A 14,570-nucleotide genomic window follows, 5' to 3' on the forward strand; every position below is an offset into this window, starting at 1 on the left:
GCCGGCCTAACCGAGGCTGTCGATGAACCGGAAGATCTCGTCGTCGCTCGCATCGGCGAGGACCTCGGTGGCGAGGGGACCCTCGACACCCGTGTCCGGGCCGTCCGGATCACCCGCACCCGCGGCGGCGCCCGGCGCGGCACTCTCGTCGATCTGCGCCTGCGGCACCGCTTGCTCGATCAGGTACGCGGCGATCGCCGCCGCCGACGGGTAGTCGAAGATCAGCGTCGCGGGCAACCGGAGGCCGGTGGCGGCACCGAGGCGGTTCCGCAGCTCGATCGCCGTCAGCGAGTCGAAACCGAGCTCCAGCAGCCCCCGCCGAGTGTCCAATTCCGCTGCGCTGCGGTAACCGAGAACGGTTGCGGCCACCTCCGCCACCGCGTCGGTGGCCAGCTCCAGCCGGTCCTCCTCGGCAACCCGGGTGAGCCGCTGCGCCAGGGAGGGCGGCGCGACCGGTTCGCGGCGGCGGCCGGGGGCCAGTGCACGGAACACCGGCTGGATGTCCCCGGAACGGGCCAATTCGCCCAGTTGTGCGGTGTCGAAGGACGCGATGACCGGCGCGGACCGGATAGTCGCGCCATCACGTGCGGGGAGCGCGGCATCGAGGAGTGCGAGCGCATCCGCGGTGGACATACCGGTCAGGCCGGCGCGAGAGACGCGTTCGCGGTCGGTCTCATCGAGCACCGATGTCATACCGCTGGCCTCGGCCCAGAGTCCCCAGGCCACGGAGACCGTCCGGCCTCCACTGTGCGGTCCGCGGGCGAAGGCGTCGAGGAAGGCGTTCGCCGAGGCGTAGTTGCCCTGTCCCGCGCTTCCGACGACGCCGGCGATCGACGAGTAGACCACGAAGGCATCCAGGTCCAGATGACGTGTCGCGCGATGGAGGGTGAGAACGGCGTCCACTTTGGCGCGATACACCTCGGCGAGTCGGCGCGGCGTCATGGCCGAGAGCACGCCGTCGCTCAGGACCCCCGCCGCGTGGACGACCGCGGAGAGGGGGGCGTGCGTCGGCACGTGCGCGAGCATCGCGCGCACGGAGTCCGCGTCGGCCACGTCTGCGGCGATGAATTCGGCGCGGGTGCCGAGACCGGCGAGCTCCTCTGCCAACGCGGCGGCACCGGGGGCATCGGCTCCGCGTCGGGAGACCAGCAGTAGCGACGGTGTCCGGTGCTCGCGGGCGAGGTGCCGTGCCAGCGCTTCGCCGAGCGTGCCCGAGGCCCCGGTGATCACGACGGTGCCGTGATCGAGACGCGCCGGTGACGCCGTCTCGGTGTCGGATACCGGCCGTAGCCGGGGAACCCGCACGGTGCCATCACTGATCGCCAGGTTCGGCTCGGCGGAGGTGAGGGTGAGCGCCGTCCGGACGGTGTCGGCCGGGATGGGCCCGTCGTCGATGTCGATGATCCCGAACTGTCCCGGGTACTCGTTGATGGCCGACCTCCACAATCCTGCAGCGGCGGACGCGGCGGGGTCGGCCCCGTCCGTCGAGTGGGTGGCAACGGCGATCAGCGTGGCCGGGTAGAGCGCGTCGGCTGCGGCCCACTGCTGGATCAGAGCCAGCGTGGCCGTGCCGGCCGCGTGGGTCGCGGTCGCGATCTCCGGGTCGGCTTCTGCGGTGCTCCCACCCGGGAGTGCGATCAGCACCTGGTCGGGCACGGCGCCGGATTCGAGGATCTCGGCGATGTCCGCGAACGTCCGCGGTTCCGGTTCACCCAGGTCGACCTGCGAGGGGAGCTGCCCCAGGACGGCGATCGTCGGTACCGCGCTACCGGGGGCGTCCGGCAGCTCCTGCGGCGGTTCGAAGACGGTGTCGTAGATCTGCGGCCGGTCACGGGCGGGCGGGGTGAGCGCTGCCGCGGGCCGGAGTGCGAGTTCGCCGATCGTGCCGATGGATTGGCCGGCCTCGTCGTAGAGGTCCACCGCGACGGTGCGTGGCCCGAGTGCGGTCAGCCGCACGCGCGCCGTGCGGGCACCGGTGCGATGCACCCGCGTCGCGGAGAAGGAGAACGGGACGAGTCCGCCGTCGAGGCCGTCCAGATCCGCGAACGCGATCGTGTGCAGCGCGGCGTCCAGCAGCGCGGGGTGGATGCTGAATCCGCGAACGCCGACGCCCTCCGGCAGGGCCACGGTGCCGGTCACCTGTGTGATCCCGGTCTCGGGTTCGGACACGTGCACGGCGTCGAGTCCGCGGAAGGCGGGTCCGTAGTCGAATCCGTTCTCCGCCATCTCGGCGTACCGCGCCCGCATCGAGATCCCCGGCTCGTCGGGGACGGTCGGCGCGGAGGCGTCGGGGCACTCCCGGGCCGGATCGACGGGCGCGAGTCGGCCATGGGCCGCCTCCGTCCAGGCACCGCTGTCGGTGGCGACGTGCAGGGTGAACGCGCGGCCCTCGACGCTCCGTTCCTCCGGTGCTATCCGGATCTGCAGTTCGACATCGGATCCCGGGGTCACCCGCACCGGCGATCGCAGTGTGAGTTCGTCGAGCACAGGCAGATCGATCGCCGTGCCCGCCGCGATCATCAGGTCGACCAGTCCCGTTCCCGGATAGATCACGGAGCCCTGGATGGTGTGGTCCGCGATCCAGGCGAGCGACGGATCGGCGGCGCGGATCGTCGCGGGGTAGACGTCGGCACCGTCCGCCAGCCGGATCCGCTGGCCGAGAATCGGGTGTCCGCTGCGAGCCACGGGGACGGCGGTGGCCTCCAGCCAGTACCGGCTCCGGTCGAAGGCGTAGGTGGGCAGCGCCTGCGGGCCGACGGCCGGCGCCGTGGGCTGGGCGGTCAGATCGACGGGTGCGCCGCGGGTCCACAGCCTGCCGAGCGCTTCGGCGAACAGGTCGATGTCGTCGGTGCGTGCCGTCATCAGTCCGACGATCGCGAGGTCCGCAGCGGCACCACTACCGGGATCGGAGAAGCTGGTACGAAGCAGTGCGGCGAGACGGGAATCGGGCCCGACCTCGATGAAGGTGTCGATCGCGTGCTCGGAGCGCAGCCGGTCCGCAGCGTCGGCGAATCGCACGGTTGCCCCCACGTGCTGCGACCAGTAGTCCGCGGAATCCACCGGGTGCGTGCCACCGGTCACGGACGAAACCACCGGGATCGTGGAGTCGTGGAATTCCAACTCGTCGAGCGTCGCGCCGAACTCCGCGAGCATCGGTGCCATCAGCGGTGAGTGGAAGGCGTGCGAGACGCTCAATTCGGTGGTCTTCACTCCCCGGTCGCGCCACTCGGCGGTCACGGAGCGCACGGCGTCGGCCGGTCCGGAGAGGACGCACGCGGCGGCGCCGTTCACGGCGGCGATGGCGACCGGCCGCGTCCCGGCATCCGGCCAGCGCTGCGCCAGGTGGTCGACGATCCGGTCCTCCGGGGCCGCGACCGCGGCCATGATTCCGCCCGCCGGGAGGTCCGACATCAGCCGGCCGCGGTCGGCGATGAGCCGGGCCGCGTGGTCGAGTGAGAGCACCCCGGCGATATGTGCCGCAGCGACCTCACCGATGGAGTGCCCGCACACCGCGGACGCGGTCACTCCGAACGATTCCAGGAGCCGGGCCAGCGCCACCTCCACGGCGAACACCGCGGGCTGTGCGTGCGCGGTGTCATCGATGTCGCGCTCGCGCAGGATCTCGAGCAGGGGCTTGGGCAGCAGCCCGGAGAAGGCCTCGGCTACCTCGTCGAGAGCGGCCGCGAACGCCGGATAGTGCTGCGCCAGTGCCTCTCCCATGCCTGTCCACTGCGTTCCTTGGCCGCTGAAAACGAATCCCACCCGCGGCGTACGTGCGACGTCGGTGATCAGCCGGTCCTTCCAGAGCGCGGCGCGGTGTGCCAGCGCCGGCCGGTGCCTGGCGAGGCCCGCCGCGAGCGCATCGTGCGACGCACCGAGCCGGTCCGCGCTCTCGCGCACGAGCGCCACCGCCTTCGTCAGCGCGGCCGCGGTGGTGGCCGATACCGGGATCGGACGGGTGGCGGCGGACGGTGCCGCGGCGACGGTGTCGGAGGGCGCAGGAACGGGTGTGCCGGGTTGGGCCAGGATGACGTGCGCATTGGTGCCGCTCACCCCGAAGGCCGAGACCGCGGCCCGCCGCGGACGATTCACCTCCGGCCATGGCCTCGCCTGCTGTAGTACGGCGACTCCGTCGAAATCGATGACGTCCGAGAGATCTTCCGAGTGCAGCGATCGTGGAAGCGTCCCGTGAGTGAGCATCAGCACGGTCTTGACGACACCGGCGAGGCCGGAGGCCGCCTGAGTGTGGCCGGTGCTCGCCTTGAGCGCACCCAGATAGAGCGGGCGCTGCGGGTGCCGTCCGGCTCCGTAGGTGGCGCTCAGGGCGCCCACCTCGATCGGGTCACCGAGCGGTGTACCGGTTCCGTGCGCCTCGACGACGTCGACATCGTCGGTGCGCAAACCCGATCGCCGCAGCGCCGCGGTGATGACGCGTTGCTGCGCCGGACCGTTCGGGGCGGTGAGACCATTGCTGGCGCCATCCGAGTTCACTGCGCTCCCGGCGATCTCCGCGAGGATCGGGTGCCCCAGAGCCACGGCCCGCGAGCGTCGCTCCAGCACGACGACGGCGACTCCCTCGGCCCAGCCCGCTCCGTCGGCGTCGCGGGAGAAGGCACGACACCGCCCGTCCCGGGAGATCACCCGCTGCCGGGAGAACTCGATGAAGGTGTCCATCGTGGACATCACCGAGGTGCCACCCGCCAGTGCGAAATCGCATTCGCCCTGGCGCACCGACTCGGCCGCCATGTGCAGCGCCACCAGCGATGACGAGCACGCGGTGTCGACCGTCAGGGATGGCCCCTGCAGCCCGTAGGTGTAGGAGATCCGCCCGGACAGCACGCTCGATGCGCTGCCGAGCGCCAGATAGCCCTCCAATTCCGGTGCGGCCGTGCCGCTCCGGGAACCGTAGTCGTTGTAGCTCGCTCCCACGTAGACGCCGCCGAGTTCATTGCGCAACGCGGTGGGATCGATCCCCGCACGTTCGAAGGCCTCCCAGGAGGTCTCCAACAGGAGCCGGTGCTGCGGATCCATCGCCAGCGCTTCACGGGGCGACAGCGAGAACGGTGCTGGATCGAAATCGGCGCAATCGTAAAGAAAGCCCCCGCCCTCGACGTAGTACGTACCCGGCACCGCGGGATCGGGGTCGTAGCGCGAGAAGTCCCAGCCGCGGTCGTCGGGAAAGGGGCCCACCATATCGATCTCATCGGTCAGTGCGGACCACAGCGCCTCAGGACTGTCGACGCCTCCGGGGAGGCGGCACGCCATGGAGACGATGACGATCGGGTCGTCGGCGTCGTCCCGGATCGCCGGCACCGGGTCCGTCGCAGCCGCGACGTCCCGCCCACCGAAGAGCCGGTCGGCGAGATGATCGGCGAGGTCGGTCACGGTCGGGTAGTCGAAGACCAGGCTCACGGCCAGCTTCAGTCCGGTCAGTGCGGCCAGCCGGTTGCGGAGGTCGACTGCGCTCACGGAGTCGACGCCGCTGTCCCGGAGCGACCGGGTGGCGGACACCTGATCGGTGGAGTCGAGCCCGAGCACCTCCGCGACGATCCGGGTCACCGCCGGCGCCACGTCGGCGCGGCTGCTGACGGCGCCCACGTCTACGACCGCAGGAGACTCGGCCGCGCGTGCCTTGCGCACCGCCGGGATGGCCGAGTACGCGGCGTCGGTCACGAGGTCGGGGTTGACGGAGATCAGTGCGGGCCAGTCGATATCGGCGACGATTCCGGTGGCCGACGATCCGCCGGCGCAGGAGAAGACGTCGGCGGCCACCTGGGCCGGCGGCATGGCGATCACGCCGCCCCGCCGTAGTCGTGCCGCGGTCTCGGCGTCCACGAGTCCGGCGTCCACCGCTCCCCAGCCGATGGAGGTCGCCACTGAGCCCCGGGCCGCCCGGGCCTCCGCCAGGGCGTCGAGGTGGGCATTGGCGGCGGCGTAGCTGCCCTGTCCGGCTCCCCCTGCGGAACCGGCGAGGGACGAGAACAGGACGAAGGCGTCGAGGCGCCGGTCGCCACACGCCTCGTCGAGGGCGATCGCTCCGCCGGCCTTGGCGCCGAAGACGACATCGGCGGATTCCGGTGTGAGATCGGCCAGGAGACGATCGTCGAGCACACCGGCCGCATGCACGACGGCGGTGAGCGCCGGTCCGGAGCGGTCGATCCCGGAGACGAGTGTGGCGACGGCCGCACGGTCGCAGACATCGCAGGCCACGAAGTCGAGCTCGGCGTCGGCGTCGGCGAGCTCGTCTCGGAGGGCACGCGCCTGCGCGCTGTCCGCGCCGCGGCGGGAGGCGATCACGATCCGCTCGGCTCCGCGGGCCGCGAGCTCGCGCACCACGTGGGCGCCGATGCCGCCTGCCCCGCCGGTCACCAGCACCGTTCCGCGAGGCGTCCAGGGGCGGTGCGGGGCCGGGGCCGGGGCCGGTACGAGCCGGCGGACCAGCGGACCCGCGGCGCGCACCGCGATCTGCCGTTCGCCGGTCTCGGTCTCGTCGGCGGTGAGCACCGCGACGAGGGAGTCGATCTCGGCCGCATCGCCGGCGGGGTCGTCCGGGGCCGCGTCGTCCAGAGCGAGGTCGACGATGCCGCCGCCGCGGCCGGGCTCCTCCGCGAACAGGATCCGTCGCAGGCCCCAGAGCTGTGCCGCGCCGGGCCGGATCGTCGCCGCCGGGGGCAGGCCCTCGGCGACCGCGTTCGCGGTGACCACCCACAGGGGCTGGTGCAGACCACAGGTGCCGATCGCCCGGAGGATGTCCACGGTGGTGCCGAACGCCTTCGACCGTCCGGACACCGCAGCCGGATCCGCGTCGAAGGCGAGAATGACGACCGCGCTCCAGTGCGTGCCCGCGTGTTCGCGGAGCGCCGACTCCCAATCGACCGCGACGCCGGCGCCGCCGTCCGGGTGCACCAGGGTTGCGCTGATGCGGTCGGCCAGGGCGTGGCCGTAGGTCTTGGCGTGCTCCGAACCGTCGCCGATGATGAGCCAGCGTCCGGCCGGCCGGGCCGGTGCCGTCAGTACCGTGGGTTCCCAGCGCACCCGGTAGTGACGCGAATCGGCCTGGGCCGGTGTGCCGGCGACCGGCCGGGCGGGCTGCGGCGGCGCGAGCCAGTATGAACGGCGGTCGAAGGCGTAGGTGGGCAGCGGAATGACCCGCGCGCCGGCGACACCGGGTTGACGTTCCCAATCGACCGGGTATCCCACAGCGGCGAGCCCGGCGACGGCGGTGAGGAACTGAGCATGCCCCGTATCCCGGCGCAGAGTGACGTGGCATCCGATGCTCGGTGCGAGCCGCTCCTCACCGCTCGCGGTGAACGCCGTCTCCTCCACCGCATCGCGCAGTACCGGATGGGCGCTGATCTCGATGAAATCGGTGATGCCGGCATCCACCAGTGCTCGCGTCGCGGCGTCGAACCGCACTGTGTTGCGCAGGTTCCGGTACCAGTAGTCGCCGTCGAGTTCGGCTCCATCGAGCTTGCCGCCGGTGAGCGCGGAGTAGAAGGGCACCGCAGCGGCGACCGGGGCGAGCGAATCGAGCACTTGCTGGATCGGCGCTGCCAGCGGCTCCATGAACGGCGTGTGCGAGGCGTAGTCCACGTTGACCAGGCGCGCGCGGACGCCGCGTTCGGCGATCACCGCGGCGAGGTCTTCGACCTGGGCGCGCGCACCGGCGACGATCACCGACTCCGGTGAGTTCACCGCGGCCAGGAAGACGTCGTCGTACCCGGCGATCGCCTCCTCGGCCTGTTCGGCGGTCAGGCGCAGTGAGAGCATCGACGTCGCGCCGGTCATCGCGAGGATCGCGCGACTGCGTAGGGCGACCACACGCGCACCGTCGTCGAGGGACAGCGCACCGGCCACGACGGCTGCGGCGATCTCCCCCTGCGAATGTCCGATCACCGCGTCGGGGGTGATTCCGTACGACTTCCACAGTTCGGCGAGTGAGACCATGACCGCCCAGAGCGCGGGTTGCACCAGGTCGACCCGAGCGAGCCACTCCTCGTCGGCCCCGGTGAGCAGGTCGGTGATGGTGCGGTCGAGGTGCGGCGCGAGCGCGGCGTCGCAGTCTGCGAGTGCCCGCGCGAACACCGGTTCGGCGGTGAGCAGTTCGGCCGCCATACCGGGCCACTGGGATCCCTGTCCGGGGAAGACGAAGGCCAGTCCCCCGCGGCGGCGCGCGGATCCGGTGACGAGCGTCGCCCCGGACGAGGCGACGCCTGCGGGCTCGGCGGGTTCGAGGGCGGAGGCGAGGTCCGCCGCCGCGGTGCCGATCGCGATCGCGACGTGGTCGCCGGTGACCCTGGTGCGGGCCAGTGAGAGCGCGACGTCGGCGGGCTCCGCACCGCCGACCATCTCGGCGATCCGCGCGCGCTGCCCCGGGAGGGCGCCCGGTGTGCGGGCGAAGACCGGCAGGGCCACCGCCGTGCTCGTCGGGTGCGCCGGGGGCTGCGCCGCCTGCGGTTCCCCGGAGTCCGCGGGGGCCTCCAAGACCACATGCGCGTTGGTACCCGACAGTCCGAAGCTGCTGACACCGCAGCGGGCAGGGGCTTCGCGCTCGGGCCACGCACGCGTCTCGGTGAGCAGCGCGAGACCGCTGCCGTCCCAGTCGACGAGCGGGTTGGGCTCGTGCGCATGCAGGGTCGCGGGCAGCGTGCGGTGCTGCATGGCGCCCACCATCTTGATGATCCCGGCGACACCGGAAGCGGCCTGGGCGTGCGCGATGTTCGACTTCACCGATCCGAGGTAGAGCGGCCGGTCCCCCGGTCGCCCGCGGAAGGTCGCGATCAACGCGTCGGCTTCGACGGGGTCACCCAGTTTCGTTCCGGTACCGTGCGCTTCGACGGCGTCGATGTCGTCGGGGTGGAGCCGGGCGTCCGCGAGGGCGGCCTCGATGACGGCACGTTGGCTGACCCCGTTGGGCGCGGAAAGGCCGTTGCTGGCTCCGTCCTGGCCGATCGAGCTCCCCCGGATCACGGCCTGGATCGGGAGGCCGTCGCGCACCGCATCCGAGAGCCGGACCAGGAACAGCAGTCCGGCGCCCTCGCCGAAGCCCATGCCGTCTCCGCTCGCGCCGAAGGCCTTGCACCGCCCGTCGGCGGCGAGTCCGCGTTGCCGCGCGAAGCCGACGATGCCGATGGGGGCACCGATCACGGCGACACCCCCGGCGAGCGCCATGTCGATCTCACCGCGGCGCAGGGCGGTGACCGCGAGGTGCACGGCGACCAGCGAGGACGAGCAGGCGGTGTCGACGGTGATGGCGGGCCCGGTGAGCCCCAGCGTGTAGGCCAGGCGCCCGGAGACGATGCTATTGGACATCCCGGTGACCAGCTGGCCCTGCATCGACGCGTCCACGTCTTTCCAGCCCTCGCCGTACCCCTGGTAGGCGGAGCCGACGTAGACGCCGGTGGCGGAGCCCCGGATCCGTTCCGGCGGAAGGCCCGAGCGCTCGCATGCCTCCCACGCCACCTCGAGACTGATCCGCTGCTGGGGGTCCATCGTCGCCGCCTCACGCGGCGAGATGCCGAAGAATCCAGGGTCGAATCGGTCCGCGTCGTAGAGGAATCCGCCGCTGCGGGTGTAGCAGGTGCCGCCCTCGTCCGGGTCGTCGCTGTAGAGCCCGTCGAGATCCCAGAAGCGATTCCCCGGGAACGGTCCGACCACGTCCCGACCCGCCGCAGCGAGCTCGTACAGCGCCTCGGGTGTGGTGACTCCGCCGGGGTAGCGGCATGCCATCGAGACGATCGCGATCGGCTGGCCGGCGGCGTCGGTGAGTTCGGCGTTCCGCGCGCGTAACCGGCGGGTCTCCTTCAGCGAGTTGCGCAGCGCTTCCACGATCTCGGCGTTGTGCTCGGTCATCGGGCCGCCTCCTCTGCGTCGTTCGCGGCGCGGATCAGGTCCGCGATGTCCATCTCGTCCACGTCGAGCAGGTCGTCCGCCGGCGTCGTGAGGTCCACCGACGTCCCCCGACCTGGCGATGGGGCCGTTCGGTCGACCGATGGTGCGGTGGGCTCCTCGCTGCCTTCAAGCAGCCGCCCTGTGATGTACCGGGCCAGCGCGGTGACCGTGGGGTGGTCGAAGACCATGGTCACGGGGAGCGGGATACCGGTCGCTGCGCGCAGCCGGTTGCGGGTGTCGATCGCGGTCAGCGAGTCGATGCCCACATCCCGGAAGGCCCTTTCGGTATCGACCTCGCCGGGATCGAGACGCAACACCGCGGCGATCGTGTCGCGGACCACGTCGCTGACGACTGCATCGCGTTCACGATCCGGCAGGTCGAGCACCCTGCGCGCGAGATCGGGCAGTTCTCCGCCGGAACGTGATTCGCCGGCATCCGGTACACCGCCGCGGGGCAGCTCGTCGAAGAGGCCACTGGAGCGGGCAGAGGTGAAGACCGGCAGGAACCGTTCCCAGTCGACGGCCGCGATCACCTCGACCGGCTGCGGGTCGCCACCGAGAACGGCACCGAGTTCGCGCAGTGATCGGGACGGATCCATGAATGGGATCCCCCGGGCGGCCAGTTGCTCACGGACCAGATTCGCAGCCATCCCTCCGCCGTCCGCCGGGTCCCAGATGCCCCACACGATCGATACGGCGTCTCGTCCGGCGGCACGCCTACCGCGCGCGAGCGCATCGAGGTAGGCGTTGGCGCTGGCGTAGGCGCCGTGGGATCCACTGCCCCACACCGCCGAGATCGAGGAGAACAGCACGAAGTCCTCGACATCCGGGAACACCGCGTCCAGGGCCCGGGCACCGTCGATCTTCGCGTGCGCGGTCGCTGCGAACTCCGCCGCGTCGGTGTCGATGAGATCCGCAAGGGTCCCGCCACCGGCGAGATGGAAGACGGAGGTGATCGGCGTTCCGGCGGCGGCGTACTCGTCGCGGATCCGGACCAGCGCGTCGGTATCGGAGGCATCGGCGGCCACGATCCGCGGCTGCGCACCTGCGGCGGCGAGCTCGTCGGCCAGGTCGGCCGCGCCGGGTGCGGCCTCACCCCGGCGGCTGAGCAGGATCATCCGTGGAGCGCCGCGGGCGGCCAGCCAGCGGGTGAGTTGGCCACCGATGCCACCGGTGGCGCCGGTGATCAGGACGGTCCCGCGTGGCGTCCAGTCACCGGTTCGCGGTCCGCTCCCGGGGAACGGCCCGGCGAGCAGGCGGCGCACCCCGATCTCGCCGGCCGATGGCGTGCGCAGCGAGACCTGATCGTGTTCACCCCTCAGAGCCGCGAGGAGTCGGTCGGCGTCCAGGGCGCCGTCGGGCAGATCGACGGTGCCACCGATGTGGTTCGGGAATTCCAAAGCGGCGACGCGGATCAGCGCGAACGCGGCGGCGACGTCCGGGGCGCTTTCGTCACCGGCGAACCAGAGCGGATGAGCGGGTCCCCGGATGTGCCGGGACACCAGTTCGAAGGCCTCGGCGAGCGCCGGTGGAACCGACTGTGCGCCGCCGTGGGCCGTGGGCTCAGCCTCGCCGCCGAGCAGCACCAGGGATGCATCGGCAGCGGGTGCATCCGTTCGCCATTCGCCGATCCGGCAGGTGGTGACGGCGGCACCCGCGGCCCGCAGTGCGTCGGCCGCGCCGGTGCGGTGGTGATCGGTGATCACGGTCACGGTGCCGGGCAGTGATCCGGTCGATGCCGCAACGGGCAGGTAGGCGACGCGGTAGCGCCACTCGTCGACGGATCCGATCGGGTTGGGCGCGTACCGGTTCAGGGCCGCGCGTCCGTCCGGAAGCCAGTACCGGCGAGTACTGAACCGGTACGTCGGTAGGTCGACGATGCGCGGCGCGTACGCGGCGAGCGCACGCGCCCAGTCCACGGCACCGCCGGCGGCATGCACCTGTCCCAGCGAGTACCAGATCTGGTCGAGACCGCCCCGGTCGCGGGCGAGAGTGCCCACGACCGCCACATCGTCCGCTCCGCCGAGTGTGTCTGCCGTCTCGCCGATCGCGGTGAGCAGCAGCGGATGCGGGCTGACCTCGATGAAGAGTCCGTAGCCGTCGGTGATCGCTCGGCGCACTGCTGTCGCGAATTCGACTGTATTCCGGAGATTCTCGAACCAGTACCCGCCGCCGAGCGCCTCGGTGGCGATGGGCTCGCCGGTGCGGCCGGCCACCGTGGAGTAGAACTCGGAGTCGGGCGCGTCCCGGGCGACGATGTCACCGGTCGCGGCGGTGAGGGCGGTGGCGATCTCGTCGACCTGCTCGGAATGCGAGGCGTAATCCACCGGGATCATCCGCGTGCGGATGCCGTCCGCTTCCGCGGTATCGGCGTAGCGTCGTAACGCGTCGGCAGCACCCGCGAGCACCACCGACCCGGCACCGTTCTCGGCGGCGAGCTGGACGCCGGGGATCAGCCGACGCAATGCTTCCTCCCGGTTCGCACCGAGGGCGAGCATCCCTCCCCGACCGGACAGCCGTGTCAGAAGGCGGCTGCGGGTGGCCACCAGGCGGGCACCGTCGGCGAGCGAGAGCGCACCGATCACGCAGGCGGCAGCGATCTCGCCCTGGCTGTGGCCGATCACGGCGGCCGGGCGCACCCCGGCCGCCGCCCACACCTCGGCGAGGGACACCATGGTCGCCCAGAGGATCGGTTGCACGCGGCTCACGTCCTCGAGCCACGCCCCCTCCGGATCGGCGACGGTGTCGCTGAGGTCGAAATCGACGTGCGGTGCGAGCGCCTCGGCGCACTGCTCCCACCGGTGGGCGAACGCCGGACAGTCACGCAGCAGGCCCGCGGCCATACCGGCCCACTGGCCGCCCTGGCCGGGGAAGACGAAAACGGGACCGAGGCGGTCGCGCGCAGTGTCGACGGCGACCACGCCGGGCTCGGGAACGGCCTCGGAGCGGGCGAGTCCGGCGAGCCGCTCGCGGAGTCGTGCTGGGCCGCCGGTGATCACGACGCGGTGCGGGTGCTGGGTGCGGCCGGCGAGCGAGAGCGCCAGATCGGCGCAATAGCGTTCCCGCGCGACGTCGTCGTCCGGATGGTCGGCGGCGAAGGCGGAATCGACCTCGGTGAGCAGCGCCTGCGCCTGCGCCGGGAGGGCGGCCGCGGACCGGGCCGACAGTGGCCACGCCAGAGCGCCGCGTCCGACCCCGGTGGACGACAGTATCTCGGGATCCGGTCCGGTGGGCTCGGGGACCGGTGGGGCGTCGGCGACGATCACGTGCGCGTTGGTCCCGCTGGCGCCGAAGGCGGAGATACCGGCGCGGCGACGACGCCCGGGCGTCGCGGACCACGGGCGGGGCGCGGTGAGCAGTTCGACGGCGCCCTGCGACCAGTCCACCTTGGTGCTGGGCGCGTCCACGTGCAGTGTGCGGGGCAGAGACCCGTGGGTCAGTGCGAGGGTCATCTTGATGAGTCCGGCGACACCGGCAGCGGCGGCCGAGTGCCCGACATTCGATTTGAACGATCCCAGCAGCAGCGGGCGACGGCGCGCAGGTGCCGCACCGTAGGTCTGGAGCAAGGCGGTCGCCTCGATCGGATCACCGAGGACCGTGCCCGTTCCGTGCGCCTCGACCGCATCGATGTCCGCCGGGTCGAGGCCGGCGTCGCGGAGGGCCGCGGTGATCACATCGCGCTGCGCGGACACGCTCGGAGCGGTGAGGCCGTTGCTCGCACCGTCCTGGTTGACGGCGGAGCCCTCGATGACCGCGAGCACCCGGCGGCCGTCCCGCTGGGCCTCGCTCAGAGGCTGGAGCACGACGGCGGCGATGCCCTCGGACCATGCGGTGCCGTCGGCGTCGTCCGAGAAGGACCGGCAGCGACCGCTGGGGCTCAGCGCCCCCTGCGCGCTGAACTCGGTGAAGCCCTCGGGGGTGGACATCACCGTGGTGCCGGCCACGAGCGCCATGGTGCACTCGCCCTGGCGCAGTGCCCGCACGGCGAGGTGCGTCGCCACCAGCGATGACGAGCACATGGTGTCGACGGTGATCGCCGGGCCGGTGAGGCCGAGGGTGTAGGAGATGCGCCCGGCGGAGGCAGCCCCGGAGCGGCCGATCATCGCGTTGCCCTCGATATCGGTGGGCCAGGTGGCGCGGTCCCGCGCGTAGTCGTGGTCAGTGGCGCCCAGGTAGACGCCGACCCGCTCACCGGCGAGGGAGGTGGGGTCGATGCGCGCGTGCTCGATGGCCTCCCAACCGGTGTGCAGCAGGAGCCGCTGCTGCGGATCCATGGCGAGCGCCTCACGGGGCGAGATCCCGAAGAATTCGGCGTCGAACTCCGCGACATCGGACAGGAAGCTGCCTGCGTCCACGTAGCTGGTGCCGGGCTCCCGCTCACCGGAGCGCGGGTCATCCCCCGCCGGTGGCCGGTACAGGCCGGCGAGATCCCATCCCCGGTCCGTGGGGAACGAGCCGACCAGGTCGGCGCCCCGCTCCAGTGCCGACCACATCTGCGCTGGTCCGTGGATGCCGGGGAACCGGATGCCGATCCCGACGATCGCGATGGGATCGCCAGATTCACTCCGGCGGCCGTCACCGCCGCCCGCCGTGGCCTCGGCGAGTTCGCGGCGCACCACTCGCAGTTCGGCGAGAGTGCGCTTGAGGTAGTCGCGCAGCTTGGCTTCCTGCTCGCTCAT

2 protein-coding genes are annotated in these 14,570 nt (G+C 71.8%); both read right to left on the reverse strand.

Annotation, left to right across the window (positions count from 1 at the left end; genetic code table 11):
- Positions 1-6 precede the first annotated feature (6 nt).
- A complete protein-coding gene (locus TPAU_RS17370; protein WP_013128055.1) occupies positions 7-9,852 on the reverse strand; it encodes a type I polyketide synthase in 9,846 nt (3,281 codons plus the stop codon).
- Positions 9,849-14,570 (reverse strand): type I polyketide synthase, encoded by a 4,722-nt coding sequence (locus TPAU_RS17375; RefSeq protein ID WP_013128056.1) that lies wholly within the window; start codon positions 14,568-14,570, stop codon positions 9,849-9,851. Before TPAU_RS17375 ends, TPAU_RS17370 begins: the two co-directional genes overlap by 4 nt.

The sequence above is a fragment of the Tsukamurella paurometabola DSM 20162 genome (assembly GCF_000092225.1).
GTDB classification, from domain to species: domain Bacteria; phylum Actinomycetota; class Actinomycetes; order Mycobacteriales; family Mycobacteriaceae; genus Tsukamurella; species Tsukamurella paurometabola.